Genomic DNA, 22,003 nt, shown 5'->3' on the forward strand with positions numbered 1-22,003 from the left:
CACTCCGGCGGTGCGCATCAATCTGGCGCCCAGCCGCTGCCGCTCAGTGCTCGCCCGGCGCCAGCGGCAGCAGCACTGTGACCGTGCTGCCCTGGCCGAGCCCGGTGCTCATGGCCGACACGCTGCCGCCATGGCGCTCGACGATCTTCTTCACGATCGCCAGGCCCAGCCCCAGGCCACCCTCTGCATTGGACGCGGCACCCGGCGCCTGCACGAAGGGCTCGAACAGCTCGTCGATCGCGCCGGGTTGCATGCCGATGCCGTTGTCGCGCACGCTGACCGCCACCTGGCGTGCGGCGTTGGTGCGCAACGCCAGCGTCACGTCGCCGCCGGGGTCGGTGTACTTGGCGGCATTGTTCAGCAGGTTGGCGAACACCTGCACCAGGCGCGTCGCGTCGCCGACCACCGTCACGGGCGCCGTGCCCACGTCGTCGTGCAGCCGATGGCCTTTCTTCGTGATGAGCGGCCCGCTCTGCTCCAGCGATTGCGCCAGTACCTTGCGCAAGTCGACCGGCTGCTGGTCGATCTGGAACTCGCCGCGCATGACGCCCGACAGGTCGACCAGGTCATCTGCCATGCGCTTCATCTGCTGCACCTGCCGCCCGATGAGTTCGTTGGCCCACACCACGCGCTTCGGGTCGTCGGGGGCGCGCCGCAGGACTTCCTGCGCCGTATGCAGTGCCGCCAACGGGTTGCGGATCTCGTGGCCCAGCGTGGCCATCGCGTTGTCCTTGGCGCGGTTGCTGGCGCGCAACTGCCGCACGCTTTCTGCCAGGTCGTGGCGCGACGTGCGCAATCGGCCGCCGATGACCGCGATGCTCAGCCCGATGAGCAGGAACAGCACGGTCCGGCTGACGTTCTGGGGCTGGAAAAAGTCCTTTCCGAGGCCGCTGCCGATGAAGAAATAGGTGCCGATGGAAACGCTCAGCACCGTTGCAAACAGCGCCGGCCCGAAGCCGCCGTAGAACGCGGCCACCACGATGGCCAGTGACAGGATGAGGTACGGCCCCTGCTGACCCAGCAGCGGGTTCATCAGGAAGCGCAGCCCCAGCGCCGCCATGACGGCAGCGAACGCGATGACGTAGTCGCGCGGTTTCGCACCGGTGGTCGGTGGCTCGGGCGGCAGCAGTTGCATGGGTTCGGGCTCCTGGGTTCGTCGTGTGGCGTGGAGACGCGAGCCGGGCACCCGCGCGGGACAGTCTATAGAGCCTGCAAATCGGCGCTGGGGCAGGGAATCCTGAGGATTCCGCCGTCACGCCGGGCCGATAATCCGACGCCGATCGCCCACAGTCTTGAACGCCTCAACCCGCCACACCCGAACGTGAGCCCACCCCCAGTTTCCACCCGTGCGGCGCGACGCGGCAGCGGCGGCATCACGCTCAGCGACGTGTCGAAGCTGGCGGGCGTGTCGACCATCACCGTCTCGCGTGCGCTCAACACGCCCGACCTGGTGTCGCCCGAGACGCGCGAGAAGGTGCGCGCGGCGGTCGAGCGCACCGGCTACGTGCCCAACCGACTGGCCGGTGGCCTGGCGTCGAACCGCAGCCGGCTGGTCGCGGCGCTGGTGCCGACCATCGCCGGGCCGGTGTTCCTCGAAACCATCCAGGCGCTGACCGAGGCGCTCGACGAGGCCGGCTACCAGTTGATGCTGGGGCAGAGCGGCTACCACCACTCGCGCGAAGACGCGCTGATCGACGCCATCGTCGGCCGTCGGCCCGACGGCATCGTGCTGACCGGCATCATGCATTCGGCCGAAGGGCGCCGCCGCCTGCTTGCCTCGGGCATTCCCGTGGTCGAGACCTGGGACCTCACGCCCACGCCGGTCGACATGCTGGTGGGCTTCTCGCACGAGAAGGTCGGTGCCGCCATCGCGCACTTCCTGCATGGCAAGGGCTACCGCCACCCCGCGGTCGTCACCGGCGACGACCAGCGCGCCCGGCTGCGCTGCGCCAGCTTCACCGAGGCGATGGCCGGCCTGGGTGTGCGTTCGGTGGCGGTGCACACCGTGGCGGCGCCCACCACGCTGGGCAGCGGTCGCGTCGCCCTTGCGGCCCTGCTGGCCGATGCGCCGCAGACCGACGTGCTGGTGTGCAGCTCCGACGCACTGGCCCACGGCGTGATCACCGAGGCGCACGCGCGCGGCCTGCGGGTGCCGGGCGACGTCGGCGTGATGGGCTTCGGCGACCTGGCGTTCGCGCAGCATGCGCATCCGGCCATCACCACGGTGCGCATCGACGGCACCGCCATCGGGCACCAGGCGGCGCGCTTCATCGTCGAGCGCGCGCAGGGTGTCGAAGTCGTACAGAAGGTCATCGACCTCGGCTTTTCGCTGATCGAGCGCGACAGCGTCTGACCCTGCGCCGCCGCGTGGCAGAGGGCCCGGCGGCGAAGTGCGGCGGAGCTGACAGCGAAAACATTCTTCTGATGTAGCGGTGGCTCGTACCAAGGTAAACCCTGACTATTGATCGGAATGACAGCGCTAACATTTGCGTCCGACCAGCCGATCGCCATCCGCCAAGAACCCGATGACCGACGCCCCCGCGCCCACCCCCCGCCGCAAGCAGCCCGAAGACCTCCGTTCCCACCGCTGGTACGGCGTGAAGGACCTGCGCAGCTTCGGTCACCGCTCGCGCACCGCGCAGATGGGCTTCAGCCGTGACGACTACCTGGGCAAGCCGGTCATCGCCATCCTCAACACCTGGAGCGACATGAACTCCTGCCACACGCACTTCAAGCAGCGCGTGGAAGAGGTCAAGCGCGGCGTGTGGCAGGGGGGAGGATTCCCGGTGGAAATCCCGGCGATGAGCCTGGGCGAGGCCTTCCAGAAGCCCACCACGATGCTCTACCGCAACCTGCTCGCGATGGAGGCCGAGGAGCTGATCCGCTCCTACCCGGCCGACGGCGTGGTGCTGATGGGCGGCTGCGACAAGACCACGCCGGGCCTGGTGATGGGGGCGCTGGCAATGAACCTGCCGACCATCTTCGTGCCCGCCGGCCCTATGCTGCGCGGCGACTACAAGGGCAGCGTGCTGGGCTCGGGCTCCGACACCTGGAAGTACTGGGCCGAGCTGCGCGCCGGCAACATCACCGAAGACGACTGGCAGGAGGTCGAAGACGGCATCGCCCGCTCGGCCGGCACCTGCATGACCATGGGCACCGCCAGCACCATGACCAGCGCGGCCGAGGTCCTGGGCCTCACGCTGCCGGGCGCGTCGTCGATTCCCGCGGTTGATTCGCGCCACGCCATGATGGCGACGCACACCGGCAAGCGCATCGTCGACATGGTCTGGGAAGACTTGAAGCCGCTCGACATCCTCACACCGGCCTCCTTCGACAACGCGGTCACCGCGGTGCTTGGCCTGGGCGGCTCGACCAACGCCATCGTCCACCTGATCGCGATGGCACGCCGCGCGGGCGTTCAGCTCGACCTCGCCCGCTTCGACGAACTCGCGCGCAGCACGCCGGTCATCGCCAACCTGCGGCCCGGCGGCAAGTACCTGATGGAGGACTTCTATTACGCCGGCGGCCTGCGCGCCTTCCTGCGCGAGATGGGCCCGCTCATCGACGGCAGCCAGCGCACCTGCAACGGCCTCACGCTGGGCGAGAACATCGCCGATGCCAAGAGTTACAACGCCGACGTGATCCGCCCGCGTGGCGAGCCGATGCTCGAAAGCGGCGGCCTGGCCGTGCTGCACGGCAACCTCGCGCCATCGGGTGCGGTCATCAAGCCTGCGGCCATGGAGCAGCACCTGCGCAAGCACACCGGGCCGGCCGTGGTCTTCAGGAACTACGACGACCTGGCCGCGCGCATCGATTCGCCCGACCTCGTGGTCACGAAGGACAGCGTGATCGTGCTGCAGAGCGCCGGCCCGCAGGGCGCGCCCGGCATGCCCGAGTGGGGCCAGCTGCCGATCCCGCAGAAGCTGCTCAAGGAAGGCGTGCGCGACATGGTGCGCATCAGCGACGCGCGCATGAGCGGCACCAGCTACGGCGCCTGCGTGCTGCACGTCACGCCCGAGTCACACGTCGGCGGCCCGCTGGCGCTGGTGCGCGACGGCGACCTGGTCACGCTCGATATCGAGGCGCGCCGGATCGACATGGCGGTGAGCGATGAAGAGATCGCCAAGCGCCGCGCCGACTGGCAGAAGCCCATCCCGAAGTTCAGCCGTGGCTACGGCGTCATGTTCTTGAAGCACGTGCAGCAGGCCGACACCGGCTGCGACTTCGACTTCCTCGCGCCCGACTACGCGGAAGGCGCCGGGCAGGGCGAACCCGAGATCCACTGAAGAACGAGAGACACAAGGAAAAAAACATGGAGACAGACAAGCTCAAACGCCGAACCTTCGGCCGACTGACGCTGCGGATCACGCAGCTCGCCCTGGCGTCGCTGCCGTTCGCCGCGGCCGCGCAGAACGCGCCGGCGCCTGCCTGGCCGACGCGGCCCGTGACCGTCGTGGTGCCCTTCGCGCCCGGCGGCGGCACCGACATCGCGGGGCGCCTGCTCGCCGTGCGGCTGGGCCAGAAATGGGGCCAGACGGTGGTGGTCGACAACCGCACCGGCGCAGGCGGCGTGGTCGGTGCGGAGCTGGTCGCCAAGGCCAAGCCCGACGGCTACACGCTGCTGATCGGCAACGTCGGCACGCAATCGATCAACCCGTCGCTCTACAAGCTCACCTACGACGCCGACAAAGCCTTCGCGCCGATCTCGCTGTTCGCAGAGCTGCCCTTCGCCTTCGTCGTCAACCCGAGCCTGCCGGCGAAGACGCCCAAGGAACTGATCGCGCTCGCCAAGGCAGCGCCGGAGAAGTACACCTACGCCAGCTCGGGCAGCGGTGGTTCGCCGCACCTCACGGCCGAGATCTTCCAGCAGGCCACCGGCGTGAAGTTCGTGCATGTGCCCTACAAGGGCGGCGGCCCGGCCATGTCCGACCTGATGGCCGGCCATGTCGACATGCTCTTCGCGTCGATCCTCGAAACCTCTGGCTACGTCAAGACCGGCAAGCTGCGCGCCCTGGCCGTGACCAGCGCGCAGCGCTCGCCCGCCATGCCCGACGTGCCGACGCTGGCCGAACTGGGCGTGCCCAACGCCGAGTCGGGGTCGTGGGTGGCGCTGCTGGCGCCGGCCGGCACACCGCAGGCGCTGGTCGACCGGATCAGCGCCGACGTGAAGGACATCGTGGCGACCGAAGACATGCGCAAGGCGCTGATCGGGCAGGGCGCGACGCCGCGCGGCAGCACGCCGGCCGAACTGCAGAAGACCATCGATGTGGATAAGCTGCGTTATGGCCAGGTCATCAAGGCCGGCGGCGTGAGGGTCGACTGATGAAGCACACCGACTTCACGCAACGCCGCAGCCTGTTGCTCGCCGGCGCATCGCTGATGGCGCCCAGCGCCCTTCTCGGCGCACACAGTGCGCTCGCGCAGGACAAATGGCCGAGCAAGCCGATCACCTACGTCGTGCCCTTCACGCCCGGCGGCTCGACCGATGTCATCGGCCGCGTCATCGCGCAGAAGCTCGGCGACGCGCTCGGCCAGCCTGTCATCGTGGACAACCGGCCCGGTGCGGCGGGCGCGGTGGGCGCAGGCTATGTCGCCAAGGCCAAGCCCGACGGCTACACGCTCTTCGGCGGCACCATCAGCACGCATGCCATCAACGCGAGCCTGTACAAGAACCTGCCGTACGACCCGGTGAAGGACTTCGACCCGATCGCGCTCGTGGCCTTCCTGCCCAATGTGCTCATCGTCGACCCGGCGCTCGGCGTCAACTCGGTGGCCGATCTGATTGCGCTGCTGAAGAAGGACCCGGCGCGGCGCACCTTCGCCTCATCAGGCGCCGGCACGTCGACGCACCTCGCGGGCGAGATGCTGGCCGACATGATCGGCGTGAAGCTCACGCACATCCCGTACAAGGGCACGCCGCCCGCGATGCTCGACGTGTCGTCGGGCCAGGTCACCTTCATGTTCGACCAGATCACGGCCGCGCTGCCACTGGTGCAGGCCGGCAAGCTCAAGCTGCTGGCCGTGACCACCGCCAAGCGCATGGCACTGGCGCCCGAGCTGCCGACGATGCAGGAAGCCGGCGTGAAGGGCTTCGAGATGGCGTCGTGGCAGGCGGTTTATGCGCCGAAGAACCTGCCTGCACCCATCGCGCAGCGGCTGGCGTCGGAGATCCACAAGATCCTTCTGGCGCCCGAGGTGAAGGACAAGCTCACCAACCAGCTCGGCATGGAGGTGGTGGCGGGCTCGCCGGCCGATCTCGCCGCGCTGATGCAGAAAGAGATCCCGCGCTGGGGCGAACTCGTCCGCAAATCCGGCGCGTCAGTTGACTGACCCCCAGTCTTCGCGCACTTCGTGTCGCTTCGCCAACCCCCTTTCAGGGGGCAATACCAGCGGCCCGGCATAGCCGGTTCCGCGGTATTTCACGCACAGCCCATTACTCAACACAGGCCGGAATTGAAATGACCTCCCCCACACCGCTCCCCGACGACACCCGCGAACGCCTGCGCCACGTGAGCGTCGCCACGCTCTGCACGCAGCTCTTCAAGCGGGGCTTTCGCAATGTCTACCTGCAGCAGGTCCGTCGCCTGACGACGCCCAGCAGCGGCAACCTGGTCGGCCCGGCCTTCACCATGCGCAACATCCCGGCGCGCGAGGACATCGACCAGATCGGCGCCTTCGACGACCCGAACCATCCGCAGCGCAAGGGCATCGAGAGCGTGCCGCCCGGCCATGTGCTGGTGATCGACTGCCGCGGCGAGACGCGGGTGGCTTCCGGTGGCCAGATCCTCACGACGCGGCTCAAGGTGCGCGGTGCGGCGGGCCTGGTGTCCGACGGCCCGGTGCGCGACAGCGGCCCGATCTCGCAGATGGACTTCCCGGTGTACTGCGCCGGCGGAAGCGCGCCGCTCAACCTGATCCATCACCACGCCATCGACCTCAACGTGCCGATCGGCTGCGGCGGCGTGCCGGTGTACCCGGGCGACGTGATGGTGGGTGACGACGAAGGCGTGGTGGTCATTCCGCAGCACCTGGCCGACGAGGTGGCGCGCGACGCGGTCGAGCAGGAAAAGATGGAGGCCTTCATCCTCGAACGCATCGAAGGCGGCGCACGGCTGGCCGGCACCTATCCCCCCAACGCAGAAACCCGTGCCGCCTTCGACGGCTGGCGCAAGGAAAAGGGAGTTTGACCATGGCGTCTCCACTTCGAGCACTTCAGCTGGCGTGCGCACTGGCGGTGGCCACCGTGCTGCCCGCGCAGGCACAGGCCCAGACCTACCCGAGCAAGCAGATCACCATCGTCGTGCCGGCCTCGCCCGGTGGCGCGATCGACCTGGCGGCGCGCCTCATCGGCCAGAAGCTCACCGAGGCCTGGGGCCAGCCTGTGGTCATCGACAACCGCGCGGGCGCCACCGGCATCATCGGCACCGACCTGGTCGCCAAGAGCCCGCCCGACGGCCACATGCTGGTGCTGGTGGCCAGCAGCCACGCGATCAACCCGAGCATGGTGAAGAAGCTGCCCTTCGACACCGTCAAGAGCTTCGAGCCGGTGGCGCTGACGCACGTGGTGCCGCTGGTGCTGATCGTCTCGCCCACGCTGCCGGTGAAATCGGTGAAGGAACTCATCGCCTACGGCAAGGCCAACCCGGGCAAGCTGAGCTTCGCGTCGAGCGGCAACGGTGGCGCGCCGCATTTTTCGGGCGAACTGTTCAAGTCGATGGCCGGCCTCGACATGACGCACATCCCGTACAAGGGCAGCACGCTGGCGCACCCTGACCTCATCAGCGGGCGCACCTCGCTCATGTTCGACACCGTCGCCGCCGCCAACGTGCAGATCAAGGCCGACCGCCTGCGCGCGCTGGCCGTGACGACGGCCAAGCGCTCCTCGGTGCTGCCCGACGTGCCGACCATGCAGGAAGCCGGCGTGGCCGGTTACGAGACCAGCACCTGGGGCGGCCTGCTGGCGCCCGCGGGCACGCCCAAGGCCACGGTCGCCAAGCTCAACGCCGAGGTCAACAGGATCCTCGCGATGCCCGATGTGCGCAAGACGCTGCAGGACAACGGCATCGAGCCCGGCAGCGGTACACCGCAGCAGTTCGGCGACTTCATCGGCACTGAGATGGTGAAGTGGTCGAAGGTCGCCAAGGACGCGGGCATCCAGGCCGAGTGAGCCGCGCATTCCTCCTTTTCTCTACGACTCGAATCTCCTCATGCCTCAACGTCTCCTCCAGATGGGCCCGCTGCTGCCCGCACTCGAAGCCCGCCTTGCCGCCACCTACGACGTGCACCTGCTGCACAAGGAACCCGACCCGAATGCCTTTCTCGCGGCGCATGGGCCCGACTTTGTCGGCGTCGCGACCTCTGCCCGCTTCGGCGCCGATGCCGCGTTGATCGCGGCCCTGCCGAACCTCAAGGTCATCTCCAGCTTCGGCGTCGGCCTCGACGCCATCGACCTCGATGCCGCACGCGCCCGCGGCATCGCCGTCGGCTACACGCCCGACGTGCTCAACGACTGCGTGGCCGACACCGCCTTTGCGTTGGTTATGGACGTGGCGCGCCGCTTCAGCACGGCGGACCGCTTCGTGCGGCGTGGCGACTGGCTGCACGGCCAGTTCCCGCTCGCGACCAAGGTGTCGGGCAAGAAGCTCGGCATCCTCGGCATGGGGCGCATCGGCCGCGTCATCGCGCGCCGCGCATCGGGCTTCGACATGGACGTGCGCTATCACAACCGCAAGCCGCTCGCCGATGCCGACCATGTCTATGCGGAGTCGCTGAAGGCGCTCGCCGAGTGGGCCGACTTCCTGGTCGTTGCGAGCGCGGGCGGCGCCGAGACGCGCGGCCTGGTGTCGCGCGAGATCCTCGATGCGCTTGGGCCGACGGGCTACCTCGTCAACATCTCGCGCGGCACGGTGGTCGACGAGCAGGCCCTGGTCGACGCGCTGCAGGACGGCCGCATCGCCGGCGCCGGCCTCGACGTGTTCGAGGACGAACCCAAGGTGCCCGAGGCGCTGTTCGCGCTCGACAACGTCGTGCTGCTGCCGCACCTGGCCAGCAATACGCACGAGACGCGCGCGGCCATGGCGCAGCGGGTGGAGGACAACCTCGCGGCCTTCTTTGCTGGGAGGGCGTTGGTCAGCGCGGTGTGAGCCGCGGCGCACTGCCGCGAAGGGCGGCTAGAGCAGCCGCTTGAGGTACTTCCCCGTATGACTCGCCTCGTTCGCCGCGATGTCTTCCGGCGTCCCTTCGCCCACCACCATGCCCCCGCCGGCGCCGCCCTCCGGCCCCATGTCGATCAGCCAGTCGGCGGTCTTGATGACGTCGAGGTTGTGTTCGATCACGACGATGGTGTTGCCCGCGTCGCGCAGCTGGTGCAGCACCCGCAGCAGCAGCTCGATGTCGGCGAAGTGCAGGCCGGTGGTCGGCTCGTCGAGGATGTACAGCGTGCGGCCGGTGTCGCGCTTGCTCAGCTCCAGGGCGAGCTTCACGCGTTGCGCCTCGCCGCCCGAGAGCGTCGTCGCGGCCTGGCCCAGCTTGATGTAGGAGAGGCCCACGTCGAGCAGCGTGTGCAGCTTGCGCTCGATGGTCGGTACCGCCTTCAGGAACTCGTGCGCCGTCTCGACCGTCATCTCGAGGATCTGCGCGATGTTCTTGCCCTTGTACTGGACCTCGAGCGTCTCGCGGTTGTAGCGCTGGCCGTGGCAGACCTCGCAGGGCACGTAGACGTCGGGCAGGAAGTGCATCTCGACCTTCACCACGCCGTCGCCCTGGCAGGCCTCGCAGCGGCCGCCGGCCACGTTGAAGCTGAAGCGGCCCGGCCCGTAGCCGCGTTCGCGCGCGGTGTTGGTCTCGGCCATCAGCTCGCGGATGGGCGTGAACAGGCCGGTGTAGGTGGCCGGGTTGCTGCGCGGCGTGCGGCCGATGGGGCTCTGGTCGACGTTGATGACCTTGTCGAAGTACTCGATCCCTTCGATGGCATCGTGCTCGGCCGGCTCGTCGTGCGCGCGGTACAGCGTGCGCGCGACGGCGCTGTAGAGCGTGTCGTTCACCAGCGTCGACTTGCCCGAGCCCGATACGCCGGTCACGCAGGTCAAGAGGCCGACCGGGAAGGCGACGCTCACGTTCTTCAGGTTGTTGCCGCTCGCGCCGACCACGCGGATTTCCTGCAGGTCGGTCTGCGTGGCCAGGTGCGCCGCCTCGCGCGCGGCGCGGCGTTCGGCCGCGGGGCTCTGCGGAAAGCGCGAGGCCTTCTTGCCTTCGTTGAAGGCCGGCTTGGCCACCACCGGCAGCCAGGCCGTGCGGTGCTTGGGCACCTCGATCTTCTTCACGCCCGACAGGTACTGCCCCGTCAGCGAGTTCGGGTTGGCCTTGACCTCTTCGTAGGTGCCTTCGGCCATCACGCGGCCGCCGTGCACGCCGGCGCCGGGGCCCATGTCGATCACATGGTCGGCGGCAGCGATCATGTCTTCGTCGTGCTCGACCACGATCACGCTGTTGCCGATGTTGCGCAGGTGCTTGAGCGTGCCGATGAGCCGGTCGTTGTCGCGCTGGTGCAGGCCGATGCTCGGCTCGTCGAGCACGTACATCACGCCGGTCAGCCCCGAGCCGATCTGCGAGGCCAGGCGGATGCGCTGCGACTCGCCGCCCGACAGCGTCTCGGCGCTGCGGTCCAGGCTCAGGTAGTTCAGGCCGACGTCGTTGAGGAACTGCAGCCGCAGGCCGATCTCGCGCACCACCTTGTCGGCGATGTCGGCCTTGGCACCGCGCAACTTGAGCGTCTTGAACCAGGCCAGGCTGTCGCGCAGCGTGACGTGGCTGATCTCGAAGATCGCCATGCGCTGCGGCTCGGGGCCGGATTCGTCGACCAGGAACACGTTGCGCGCCTCGCGCTTGAGGCGGGTGCCGCCGCAGTCGGGGCAGGGCTGCATGTTGCGAAAGCGCGCGAGTTCGTCGCGCACCATCGTGGAGTCGGTCTCGCGGTAGCGCCGCGCCATGTTCGGGATGATGCCTTCGAACGGATGCTTGCGCGTGAGCTTCTTGCCCGCCTGCTGGCCGCTCTCCATCGTGTAGCTGAACTTGATGTCTTCCTCGCCCGAGCCCTGCAGCACCGCATGGCGCACGGCCTCGGGCAAGCTCTCGAAGGGGGTGTCGACATCGAACTTGTAGTGCCGGGCCACGCTCTCCAGCATGCTGAAGTAGTAGCCGTTGCGGCGGTCCCAACCCTTGATGGCACCGCTGGCCAGCGACAGCGAGGGGAAGGCGACCACGCGCGCCGGGTCGAAGAACTCGCGGTGGCCCAGGCCGTCGCAGCTCGGGCAGGCGCCCACGGGCGAGTTGAACGAGAACAGGCGCGGTTCGAGTTCGGCCAGGGAGTAGTGGCAGACGGGGCAGGCGAACTTGGCGTTGAAGAGATGTTCGCGCGCTGCCGTGCGGGGCACGCTGGCTGTGTCTGCGGCCGGCGCGTCCATCTCGACGGCGATGGCGCGGCCATCGGCCAGGCGCAGCGCGGCTTCGAAGCTCTCGGCCAGGCGCTGCTGCATGTCGGCGCGCGCGCGCAGCCGGTCGATCACCACGTCGATGTCGTGCTTCTCGGTCTTCTTGAGCTTGGGCAGGTCGTTGTATTCGTAGGTCTCGCCGTCCACCCGAAAGCGCACGTAGCCCGCCGCCTGCATCTCGGCGAAGAGTTCGAGGAACTCGCCTTTTTTCTCGCGCGCCACCGGCGCCAGGATCATCAGCCGGGGCTCGCCGGGCAGCGCGAGCACCGTATCCACCATCTGCGAGACGGTCTGCGCCTGCAGCGGCAGGTGATGGTCGGGGCAGTAGGGCGTGCCGGCGCGCGCATACAGCAGGCGCAGGTAGTCGTGGATTTCGGTGACGGTGCCCACGGTGGAGCGCGGGTTGTGGCTGGTCGCCTTCTGCTCGATGCTGATGGCCGGCGACAGGCCCTCGATCACGTCGACGTCGGGCTTGTCCATGAGCTGCAGGAACTGCCGCGCATAGGCCGACAGGCTTTCGACATAGCGGCGCTGGCCTTCGGCGTACAGCGTGTCGAAAGCCAGGCTCGACTTCCCCGAGCCCGACAGGCCGGTGATCACTACCAGCTTGTTGCGCGGGATGTCGAGGTCGACATTCTTCAGGTTGTGCGTGCGAGCGCCGCGGATGCTGATGCGTTGCTGCGCGAGCATGGCACCGAGGTAGGCGTCATCGGGGGTGGCGTTCACTGGCGGGGAGTCCGTTTTCTAGGCAACCGGACATGATAGACCCCCGCGGATTTCAGCGCTCGACGGGTGGATCCTTTGCCGCCGTGCCCGGCCCGGGCGTGCCGATGGCGCCGCGCAGCATGTGCTCGGCCAGCGTCTCGTACAGTGGCCGGCTGATCATGCGCGAGACCAGGCTCGCGAGCATGGCGCATGCCATCAGGCTGAGCACCATCGAATGGCCGTCGACCATCTCCATCACGATGATGAACGCCGTCAGCGGCGCCTGCGTCACGGCGGCCAGGAAACCCGCCATGCCCATGGCGATGAGGGCCGGCCCGAGGTCGGCACCGGCGAGCTGCGCAATGCCGTCGCCGATGCCCGCGCCGATCGACAGCGAAGGGGCGAAGATGCCACCCGGCACGCCGCACCAGGCCGTGATCCAGGTAGCGATGAATTTGAGCAGCGTGTAGAGCGGTGTCAGCTCGTCGTGGCCCGCCAGCATCTGCTTGACGGCCTCCGAACCGGCGCCGAAGGTGACGCCGCCCGTCACCAGCCCGATCACCGCCACCAGCAAGCCGCCCGCGGCGGCAAAACGCACCGGCGCCCGTGCCCGCCACCGGTTCAGGCGCTCGGGCGCGCCGGTGAGCGAGGCGATCATGAGCCGCGCGAAAAGCCCGCCCGCCGCGCCGCTGACCAGGGCCACGGCCATCCCCGGACCCAGCAGGCGCCAGCCGAGCTGCGGCACGCGGATGATCCCGAAGTAGCTGAGGTTGCCGAAGGCCGACACCGCCACCAGGCCCGCCAGCACGATGCCGGTGATGATCACGCCACTCGCGCGTGCCTCCAGCCGTCCCGACAGCTCCTCGATGGCGAACACCACGCCGGCCAGCGGGGCGTTGAAGGCCGCGGCGATGCCGGCCGCCCCGCCCGCCACCAGCAAGGCGCGGGTGTCGATGGTGCTCTGGGGCGACAGCCAGCGCCGCGCATGCTGCATCACGCCGGCGGCCACCTGCACCGACGGCCCCTCGCGGCCGATCGAAAGCCCGGCCGCAAAGCCGGCGACGCCCAATCCGATCTTGGCGACCGTCAGCCGCAGCGAGGCGAAGAGGCCGCGTTGCTCGGGCGGCAGCGCCGGGTCGAGTGCCGCCTTGATCTGCGGGATTCCCGAGCCGGCCGCACCGGGGAACCAGCGCCGGGTCACCCAGACGATGCCGGCCGTCACGGCGGGTGTCCACAGCAGGATCGCCCAGGGCGCTGTGTGATGCAGCCGCTCGAACAGCCCGAAAGCCCACTCGGCCGCAATGGTGAAGCCGACCACGAACAGCCCGGCCGCCACGGCATAGCCCAGCACGATCGCCCGGTCCATCCACAGGCGCCAGCTGGAGAGCTCGGCGCGCAGGTTATCGAAGAAATTGGGCTCGTGATTCATCCTGTGACGGATTCTGACGCTTCCTTCACGCCGACTGGCGCGCTGCGGCATCGGCAGGCCGCAGGCGAGGGGCCGAGCATGGATAATCGCCGGTTTCCTTCTCCTTTCATCCTTCATCAGGGGCAGTGCACATGGCATCGGTCAACAAAGTCATCCTCGTCGGCAATCTCGGCCGTGATCCCGAAACACGCACCTTCCCGAGCGGCGACCAGGTCTGCAATGCGACCCTGGCCACCACCGACAAGTGGAAAGACAAGCAGAGCGGCGAAATGCGCGAAGCCACCGAATGGCACCGCCTCGTGTTCAACGGCCGGCTGGCCGAAATCGCTGCGCAGTACCTGCGCAAGGGCTCGCAGATCTACGTCGAAGGCCAGATCCGCACCCGCAAGTACAACGACAAGGACGGCGTGGAAAAGTACGCGACCGACATCCGCGTCGACCAGATGCAGATGCTGGGCAGCCGCCAGGGCATGGGCGGCCCGTCGTCGGGCGGCGGTGACGACGATGGCGGCTATTCGCAAGGTGGCGGCGGTGGTTACGGCGGTGGCCGCAACGAAGGCGGCGGTGGCGGTGGCTATGCACCCCGTGCGGCCGCCCCGGCCGCGCCGCGCGCACCCGCTGCGCGCCCTGCGCCCGCCCCGGCCAAATCGTCGTCGGGCTTCGACGACATGGACGACGATATTCCGTTCTGATCCATCAGGCCGCGTCGGTCTCCCACGGGCTCGTCTTCACGGACGCGCCCGTTTTTTTTGGGCGCGGCGCCCCCTTGTCCTGCGCGCAGAAAGCGCGACTGGCTGACAAGCCAAGCCTGCCGCTGCTGCAAGAATGCGCGGGGTCGCCGTTGCACGGCTTGCTTTGGAGCATGGGATCATGGAGACAGCTCGTCAGCACAAGGAACGCGGCCGCACGAAGCGCCGCGGCGGCCTCTCGCGGGCATCCGTGTGACCGCGGCGCCACCTCCCCTCGACGCGACGCGCGCCGAGGCGGTACTCGCCGAGGGCCAGGCCGTTGTGGAACGGTTGCTGCCATTGACCGGCGCGGGTGCTGGTGCGTCGCTGGAACTGCAGGAGCATCTGGCGTCGGCCTGGTTGTCGCAGATCGATGCGCTGGGCGCACTGGATCGTCCCGACGACGTCGTGGCGGTGGCGGACGCGTTGTGTGCGCATTTCGAGCCCCGTCCCCGCAATCCCATCGATCCCGTGATGGAGGTCGCAGCGCCTGCGGCATGGCCCTGGATCGCGCGAGCGATGTGCGAAAAGGCCATGGCGCTGGGCGGCAGTGGCCACCACGATGCCGCACTCGCGTTGCTGCAGGACGTTCAGCAGCGCTTTGGCGATGCCCAGCGACCCGCGTTGCGGCAATGGGTCGCCAGCGCCGGCCTCGAAGAGGCCCGGCTGCGTGCCAGCCTGGGCGCAGTCTTTGCGCGGGTGGACATGGTGCGGCATTGCCAGCGCCTGATCGAGCGCTTCGGCGGCGACGAGGCGCCTGCCATCCGGCTGGTCGTGGCGCGCACGCGCGCCTGGCAGGCCCGCCTGCTGTCCCGGCTCGATCACGACGAGGACGCATTGGCGGCCTACACCTCGCTGCATGCCGATCTGCAATCCACGCCCGATCCGGCACTGCAGGAGCAGGCTGCCGACGCGCTGCACGCCAAGGCGCGTCTTCTGCAGGAACGCGGGCGCACCGACGAAGCCCGCGTTGCGCTCCAGGCGCTGATCGACAGCTTCGCGGATGCGCAACATTCCGGCGTGCGCCAGACGCTCGCACTCGCGCACATGGACCAGGCCTACGAACTGCAGCGCATCCGGCTGGAGGGCGACGGCGACATGGACGGCATCGATGCCGACGCGCGGGTCATCGATGCGTGCGATGCGCTGCTGCACGCCCATGAACACAGCACCGACACGGTCGTATTGCGCTGCGTGAACCAGGCGCTGCGACTGAAAGCCGGCGTGCTGCGCGAACGTGCCCTTGAGCGCGACGCTGACACAGATAACGACGACCATGCGATGGCCGATGCGTTGACCGAGCAGCAATGGGCCCGCTATGCCGACCATCCCGACGCGCAGGTTCAGCAGCAGGTGGTGCTGGCCATGCTCGACCGCTTGCTCGCGCTCGACGATCCGAGGCAGACGCTGTCCGGCTGCAGCCGGCTCCTGGACCGTTTCGCCAGCGCGCAGGCCGAGCGCCTGCAGCCGCCGCTGGCACGCGCGCGGCGCCTGCAGGCGTGGTGCCTGCGCGTGCTCGGCCGCACGGAGGAGGCACGGGCCGCGCTGATCGCGTTGGACGCACGCCATGGCGCATCGCACGACCCGTCGGTCCAGCGCCAGGTGATCGAGGGCCGCATCGAGCATGCGCGGTTGCTGCGCGGCACCCGGGATTTCGCCGGTGCGCTGGCGGTGCTCGATGCCATTGCGCCCGATCTCGGCGCCGATGCAGATGCCGACGCCGACTTGCGCAAGGCCGTGGCGCTTGCCATGGACCTGCGCGTCGATCTCTGGAAAGACCAGGCACCCCCCGCGCATCCGCAGCAGAGTGGCAAGGACGAGACGGGCGCTGCCATCGCCGTGGAAGTCACGCCTGCCGAGCTGCAGCGGGCCGAGGCGGTCGAGGCACTGACCCGGCGGTTCGCCGCCGATGCGTCGCCGGACATCCGGGCGATCGTGGCCCACGCGCTGTACGCGCTGGCAGTGGACTGGCGGGAACACCTGCACTTCCAGCGGGCCATCGACACCTATGCCGATTACCTGCAACGCTTTGCCGCCGATACCAGTGCGTCGATCGAGACCATCACGGCCAGCGCCTATCTCAATCAGGCCTATGTGCTGATGATGCTGCTGGACCGCGATGCCGAGGCGCTGCCGTTGTACGACGCGCTGGTCGCGCGCTTTGCCCATGCCACCAGCGCCGAGATGCGGGACACGCTGGCTCGGGCGGGGGCCAGCCGCCTGACCTGCCTGAACCGGCTGCAGCGCCAAGGTGTGGCGGTGAGCTACGGCGACCACTGCGAAGACCTGTCGCTGGCCCAGCGCGACGCCATTCAGGCGACCATCGAGCGCGGTCGCGTGCTGTCCGTCGCGGGCAAGGAACGCGAAGCCATCGCCTGCTATGACGAGGTGCTCGGTGCGCACGTTGAGTCGCTGCACCCCGAATTGCGGCGCCAGTGCCTGGACGCCATGGTGCGCAAGGCCTACAGCCTGTCGCGACTGTCCCAGAGGGAGGCGGCGCTGGCGGTGAACGACGAGGTCATCGCACGCTATGGCGACGAGCTGTCGACCTCGGCCGAGGAGGACGTGGCGCTCGCCATGTCGAACCGTGCGGTACAGCTCGACGCGCTGGGCCGACGCGAGGAAGAACTGCAGACCTACGACCTGATCATCGCGCGCTGGCGTGATTCCAGTGTGCCTTACCTGCGCCAGCGCGTGGCCAGCGCGCGGTACTGCAAGGCACTGACGCTTTCCGACACCGACCTCAAAACGGCGTTGGCGATCTACCAGCACGTGATGGACACCTGCCTGAATGCGCGGGAGGCCGCCATCCGGCTCGAAGGCGCCAAGTCGGCGGCCAACCGGAGTTTTCGTCTGCGCAGCGCCGGCCGCTACGACGAGGCCCTGGCCTGCAGCCAGGCGCTGTTGCAGGCCTGCGGCGAGGAAACCGACGTGGCCATCGCAGCGCAATGCGTCAAGGTGCGCATCGGCATGGCGCGCACCTACGGCAAGACCGGACAGGTGGCGCGCCAGGCCGAGATGCTGCAGGCGCTGTTGGCGCTGCCGCCCACCGCATTGACCGACGCCCAGCGCAGCGAACTGCAGGCGGAATACCGCCTGCTCGCACCTGTCGCCACGCCGCTCGGCAAGGCCGCGCACGCGCTCGGCCGCTGGTTCGGCAAGCGCCGGCAGCCATGACGACGCGCCCAGCAGGCCATCGGCCACTGGCCCAACGAATGAACACTTGCCAGCGTCATCCATGACCATCAACCTCCAAACCCTGAAATGCGCCGAATGCGGCAGCGGCATGCTGCAACGCACGGGTCTCAATCAGTACGTCTGTGCGCACTGCGGCTCGGTCTCCGTGGTGGAGGACGACGTCTCGGACCGACTCGATCGCGTGCTCGACCAGGTCAAGGACGCGGCGGCCCAACGCCTGAATGCGGAGCAGGGTGCGCGCCAGAAGCAGGCCATTCGCACAGCAGCCCTCGTGCTGGGCGGCATCGCGTGCTTCGTGATCCTCACGCTCGCGTTGAGCAGCTTCGTCGGAAACCGTCGGGGGAACCGCCCCAGTCCGATGGCCATCGTCGACAAGCCGATCCCGGTCGACCTGCTCAAGCTCGTCGATGTGCGCGAAGTGCTGACGGGCGGTTCGCAAAGCGCCAAGCTGCTGGTCGTGGCACGCAATGAAACCGGCAAGGTGCTGGAGCGGCCCGGCCTGGAAGCGACCTTCTACGACGGCGAGACCAAGCTGGGCAGCGACAGCGAGACCCTGCCGGTCGATCTGCTCATGCCTGGCGAGTCGGCAGCCGTGCTGCTCGACCTGCCCCGCGGTGAGGGCCGCGTGACGCGCCAGGAATTGACAGTCAAGCGTCTCTCCGAGCCCCGCGGCAGCGTGGAAGGACCGTCGTTGGCCTTCTCCCGCGTGCGGCTGGTGCAGCAGGGGCCCAACGATCTTCGCCTGGTCGGGCGACTGGTCAACACGCGCGAAGGCGTGACGATCGCTGGCGCGCAGGTCCTGGTCACGCTCTACGACGACCGCGGCGCGGTGATCGGCTTCGGCCAGGGCTATGCGCAGGCCTCCGAGCTCAAGCCGGGCGAGCGTTCGTCGACGGAAGTGCGCCTGGTCCGCTTCGGCGGATCGTCGGTGCCGGTCGCGGCATGGGACTACCGCATCGGTTACAGCGTGACGGCGGGGGACGGCTCGCGTGCAGCGGTGCGCAGCGCGCAACGCACCGTTCGCACGGCCAGTGGCCCCGAAGCCTTCAATCCCGACCTGCGGATGAGCACGGAGGACCTGCTGGCCGACGACAGCGAGCGCTTCGACCTGGCGCAGCTCGAGCTGCTGCCGCTTATTCCGGGCCTCAACACGATCCGCCAGCGCACCTACATGACCGAGCTGGTGAACCGCAGCAAGGACGTGATCGCCGTCACGCCGTCAGCAGTGATCTCGCGCTTCGACGGGAACGAACTCGACGGCACCACGCGTCTCGACGGCCTGGCCTACCTGTACCCCGGCGAGCGCTTTCCGGTGCAGGTGGACCCGCGCCGCGCCGACCGCATCACGCAGACGCGTGTCGAGTGGAAGCCGCTGCGCAAGGCCGCGCTGCCGGGGCCGCGCGTGCCACTGGAAGTGCGGGTGGAGGGCACCAAGGCCGAGCTGGGGAGCGTGCTGCTCAACTTCAGCCAGCGCTTTGTCTACAAGGCGGTCACGGTCAAGGGCAGCGTGAAGAACCCCGGGACGGGCATCGTTCGCAAGCCGCGTGTGTGGGTGAGCCTTCGCGACCGCCAGGGCCAGCTCACCGGCTTCAAGTCGGTGGACAACCTGACGGCGATCGCACCCGGTGACAGCGTGCCGTTCGAAGTGCGCATCGAGCAACAGGGGCGCGACTTCGCGACGGTCGACACGGTCTACCAGACCGGGGATTAGCCTGCGCAAGCAAGGATGACCCGATCGCGCGATCATGGGGCCATCATGACCGCGTTCTCCATCCTCGACCTGTCCCCGATCTGCGAAGGCAGCGATGCCGCGCAGTCGTTCAAAAACTCGCTGGCGCTCGCGCAGCACGGCGAAAAGTTCGGCTACCGCCGCTACTGGCTGGCCGAGCACCACGGCATGCCGGGCATCGCCAGTGCGGCGACCGCGGTGCTGCTGGCCTACGTCGGCGCAGGCACCTCGACCATCCGCATCGGCGCGGGCGGCGTGATGTTGCCCAACCATTCGCCGCTGGTGATCGCCGAGCAGTTCGGCACGCTCGAATCGCTCTACCCCGGCCGCATCGACCTTGGCCTGGGCCGCGCGCCGGGCTCCGACCAGCGCACCGCACAGGCGCTGCGGCGCAACCTCGAGTCTGACTCCGACCAGTTCCCGCAGGACGTGGTCGAGCTGATGGATTTCATGAGCAAGTCGCCGCGCCAGCCAGTGATGGCCGTGCCAGGCCGCGGGCTCGAGGTGCCGGTCTGGATCCTCGGCTCCAGCACCTTCGGCGCGCAACTGGCGGCGCACCTCGGCCTGCCTTACGCCTTCGCGTCGCACTTCGCGCCACAGCAGATGATGCAGGCCATTCGCATCTACCGCGAGACCTTCAAGCCCTCTGCCCAACTTGCCAAGCCGTACGTGATGCTGGGCTTCAATGCCTTTGCGGCCGAAACCGACGAGGAAGCGGTCTTTCGCGCCAGCTCGTGGCAGCAGGCCTTCGTGAACCTGCGCAGTGGCCGCCCGGGCCGGTTGCCACCGCCGGTGAAGGATTACTACGCCAACGTCGGCCCGTCGGAGCGCGCGCTGCTCGACTCGGTGCTGTCCTGCTCGGCCGTGGGCTCGCCCGAGACGGTGCGCGCCGGTCTGGCCGCCTTCATCGAGCGCACCGGCGCCGACGAACTGATGATCACCTCGCAGGTGCACGACCATGCGGCGCGGCTGCGGTCTTACGAGATCGTGGCGTCGCTCAAGGTGGCGTGACGGACGACGTTGTAGCTTTCTTGCGCCAGGGGCGCGACGAAGTGGCGGGTGATTTGGTCGAATGCTGTGTCCGTCGTCTCAAAGGGGTGCACGCCCTAGAGGTTTCGAGCGCGCGAGCCGATTTCATCGCACGTCTTTTTGGGAGGCTGCCACCCACGCGCACAGCGATGGGCCGCGTCAGTCGCATCGCTGGAAGCGCACGCATTCGGGCACCACGTGAATCTCCGTCAGGACATTCTCTGAATCGACGTGGCGCGAGGTGAACTTGACCCACGCACCCTCGGCAACGCCGTCCAGCAGCGAGCGATCCTTGACCCTGAACGTCTGTGTCATGAATGGGATCTTCGCGCGTGGCAGAAGCTTCAGCCGGACATAGGACTTGTCATCGATCTCCACGTGCAAGGATACGACGCGTGCGCGTGTGAATACCGTGGCGGTGGCTGGAGTTTCCGACGGTGCCGGGTTGGCGGTTTGGGCCTGTGCGCTGGCCATTGCGATGAGGGCAAAGGCACAGGTCGCGGCGGTGCGGAGTCTGTTCACGCGCTGTCTCCAAAGGGCCGACCGTCTGGCAGCCGTGGCGGGCATGGAAAGTGGCTCGTCGAGATTCTGCCGCATTGACGAATGGTCGGCTCTGAACAGGGGAGCGAAGTCTGAACCCGCTTTGCGTTGAATTCAGCGGGGTCTTCGACAGGCTCGATTCTCTATTTACGCGCGTTCAATTTCTTGGCAAAAAGCCGCTCACACAAGCCACGCAACCAGCGATTCGCCGGCTCCTGGTTGTAGCGGGTATGCCAGTGCTGCTTGACGGTGAAGGGGGGCACAGGCACAGGGCAATCAAAGACAGCGAGCCCGTTGGTGCGGGCCAGTGTCTCGCCGATCTGGCGCGGCACGGTGGCCACGAGGTCGGTGGTCGACACGATCGCAGCCAGTCCCAGGAAGCCGGGTAGCTCCAGCAAAATGCGCCGTTTGACGCGTTGCCGCAGCAGCGCCGCCTCCAACAACTGAACACCCGTCCCGCCGACGATGCCGATGTGTGCTTCGGCCTTGAAGTCGCGCAGGCCCATGCCTTTTGCGGTAATTCTCGGGTGTCGGGCATTGACCAGGCACACCCAGTCTTGCGGAAACAGCACCTGTTGATAGAAGCCTGACTCGAGCCATGGCACCAGTCCAATCGCAAGGTCGGCTTGGCCCGTTTGCAGCGCCTGTCCAGTTTGCCCATCGATGCGTGCAGCCTCCAGGCGGATGCCGGGCCCGACGGCGCGGACGTGCGCGAGCAGTTGCGGCAGCAGCGTGATGTGGCTCGCATCTGTCATGCAGATACGGAAGCGCCGCGTGGAGCTCGACGGGTCGAACGCTTCGGATGGCGCGGCCACACGACGCAACGCCGCGAGTGCCTCGCGCGCCGGAACGATCAGTTCTTCCGCGCGCGGCGTCGGCTGCATGCCTGCCGCAGTCCGCACGAACAGCTCGTCGCCAAGCTGCTTGCGCAGCCGGCCCAGCCAGTTGCTCACGGTTGGCTGGCTCTGACCGAGCTGCTCGGCCGCACGCGTCACGCTCTGCGTGGTGTAGATCAGGTCGAACAGGCGCAGCAGCTTGAGGCTGAGCAAGCCCGCGCTCGCATCGAGGTTGTCGTCGTCGGCATTCATGTCAAAACGGAATGTAGACCATTCACCCTATGTCATGGACGAGATGTTCATCGACACCTATCGTCAAG

The 22,003-nt window shown here is 68.1% G+C and carries 16 protein-coding genes; 11 read left to right on the plus strand and 5 right to left on the minus strand.

All coding sequences use genetic code 11. The features are described 5' to 3' along the window. Positions 1 to 43 precede the first annotated feature (43 nt). A complete protein-coding gene (locus J2W36_RS12915) occupies positions 44 to 1,135 on the minus strand; it encodes a sensor histidine kinase (RefSeq protein ID WP_307690136.1) in 1,092 nt (363 codons plus the stop codon). Positions 1,136 to 1,321: 186 nt separating this feature from the next. Between J2W36_RS12915 and J2W36_RS12920 the strand changes: the two genes are divergently transcribed. From J2W36_RS12920 to J2W36_RS12950, 7 genes are all read left to right on the plus strand, one after another. After that, complete coding sequence (locus J2W36_RS12920) at positions 1,322 to 2,353, plus strand: LacI family DNA-binding transcriptional regulator (RefSeq protein WP_307690137.1); 1,032 nt, start codon at positions 1,322 to 1,324, stop codon at positions 2,351 to 2,353. A gap of 172 nt (positions 2,354 to 2,525) precedes the next feature. Continuing rightward, a complete protein-coding gene (araD, locus tag J2W36_RS12925) occupies positions 2,526 to 4,286 on the plus strand; it encodes an L-arabinonate dehydratase (protein ID WP_307690138.1) in 1,761 nt (586 codons plus the stop codon). 26 nt (positions 4,287 to 4,312) lie between these two features. Next, positions 4,313 to 5,323, plus strand: a complete 1,011-nt coding sequence (locus J2W36_RS12930) for a Bug family tripartite tricarboxylate transporter substrate binding protein (protein ID WP_307690139.1) — start codon at positions 4,313 to 4,315, stop codon at positions 5,321 to 5,323. After that, positions 5,323 to 6,330: a Bug family tripartite tricarboxylate transporter substrate binding protein gene (locus J2W36_RS12935; RefSeq protein WP_307690140.1), complete on the plus strand. Its 1,008-nt coding sequence runs from the start codon at positions 5,323 to 5,325 to the stop codon at positions 6,328 to 6,330. The genes J2W36_RS12930 and J2W36_RS12935 overlap by 1 nt, the downstream gene beginning before the upstream one ends. 128 nt (positions 6,331 to 6,458) lie before the next feature. Beyond that, the gene (locus J2W36_RS12940; RefSeq protein WP_307690141.1) at positions 6,459 to 7,187 is read left to right on the plus strand and encodes a ribonuclease activity regulator RraA; all 729 of its coding nucleotides are present in this window, start codon (positions 6,459 to 6,461) and stop codon (positions 7,185 to 7,187) included. 2 nt (positions 7,188 to 7,189) lie between these two features. Next, a complete protein-coding gene (locus J2W36_RS12945; protein ID WP_307690142.1) occupies positions 7,190 to 8,167 on the plus strand; it encodes a tripartite tricarboxylate transporter substrate binding protein in 978 nt (325 codons plus the stop codon). A gap of 40 nt (positions 8,168 to 8,207) precedes the next feature. Further along, positions 8,208 to 9,143, plus strand: coding sequence for a 2-hydroxyacid dehydrogenase (locus J2W36_RS12950; protein WP_307690143.1), 936 nt, complete (start codon positions 8,208 to 8,210; stop codon positions 9,141 to 9,143). Between the two features lie 27 nt (positions 9,144 to 9,170). Here J2W36_RS12950 and uvrA read toward each other — a convergent pair whose 3' ends face one another. Continuing rightward, positions 9,171 to 12,179 (minus strand): excinuclease ABC subunit UvrA, encoded by a 3,009-nt coding sequence (gene uvrA / locus J2W36_RS12955; protein ID WP_307690256.1) that lies wholly within the window; start codon positions 12,177 to 12,179, stop codon positions 9,171 to 9,173. A gap of 88 nt (positions 12,180 to 12,267) precedes the next feature. Then, entirely contained in the window at positions 12,268 to 13,623 is a 1,356-nt protein-coding gene (locus tag J2W36_RS12960) for a chloride channel protein (protein ID WP_307690144.1), read from the minus strand. 131 nt (positions 13,624 to 13,754) lie between these two features. Between J2W36_RS12960 and ssb the strand changes: the two genes are divergently transcribed. The 4 genes from ssb to J2W36_RS12980 all read left to right on the plus strand — a co-directional run bounded on the left by ssb (position 13,755) and on the right by J2W36_RS12980 (position 20,289). Then, entirely contained in the window at positions 13,755 to 14,315 is a 561-nt protein-coding gene (gene ssb, locus J2W36_RS12965) for a single-stranded DNA-binding protein (protein WP_307690145.1), read from the plus strand. Between the two features lie 249 nt (positions 14,316 to 14,564). Then, entirely contained in the window at positions 14,565 to 17,528 is a 2,964-nt protein-coding gene (locus J2W36_RS12970; protein ID WP_307690146.1) for a tetratricopeptide repeat protein, read from the plus strand. Between the two features lie 61 nt (positions 17,529 to 17,589). Continuing rightward, the gene (locus tag J2W36_RS12975) at positions 17,590 to 19,260 is read left to right on the plus strand and encodes an FxLYD domain-containing protein (protein ID WP_307690147.1); all 1,671 of its coding nucleotides are present in this window, start codon (positions 17,590 to 17,592) and stop codon (positions 19,258 to 19,260) included. A gap of 45 nt (positions 19,261 to 19,305) precedes the next feature. After that, entirely contained in the window at positions 19,306 to 20,289 is a 984-nt protein-coding gene (locus tag J2W36_RS12980) for an LLM class flavin-dependent oxidoreductase (protein WP_307690148.1), read from the plus strand. A gap of 177 nt (positions 20,290 to 20,466) precedes the next feature. Here J2W36_RS12980 and J2W36_RS12985 read toward each other — a convergent pair whose 3' ends face one another. Together J2W36_RS12985 and J2W36_RS12990 are read right to left on the minus strand one after the other, a co-directional pair. Next, on the minus strand, positions 20,467 to 20,829 hold the full coding sequence (locus tag J2W36_RS12985; protein ID WP_307690149.1) for a copper-binding protein: 363 nt from the start codon (positions 20,827 to 20,829) through the stop codon (positions 20,467 to 20,469). Between the two features lie 161 nt (positions 20,830 to 20,990). After that, positions 20,991 to 21,935, minus strand: coding sequence for a LysR family transcriptional regulator (locus J2W36_RS12990; protein ID WP_307690150.1), 945 nt, complete (start codon positions 21,933 to 21,935; stop codon positions 20,991 to 20,993). Positions 21,936 to 22,003 lie beyond the last annotated feature (68 nt).

Origin of the sequence: Variovorax ginsengisoli (genome assembly GCF_030811835.1) — a bacterium.
GTDB lineage: Bacteria > Pseudomonadota > Gammaproteobacteria > Burkholderiales > Burkholderiaceae_C > Variovorax > Variovorax ginsengisoli_C.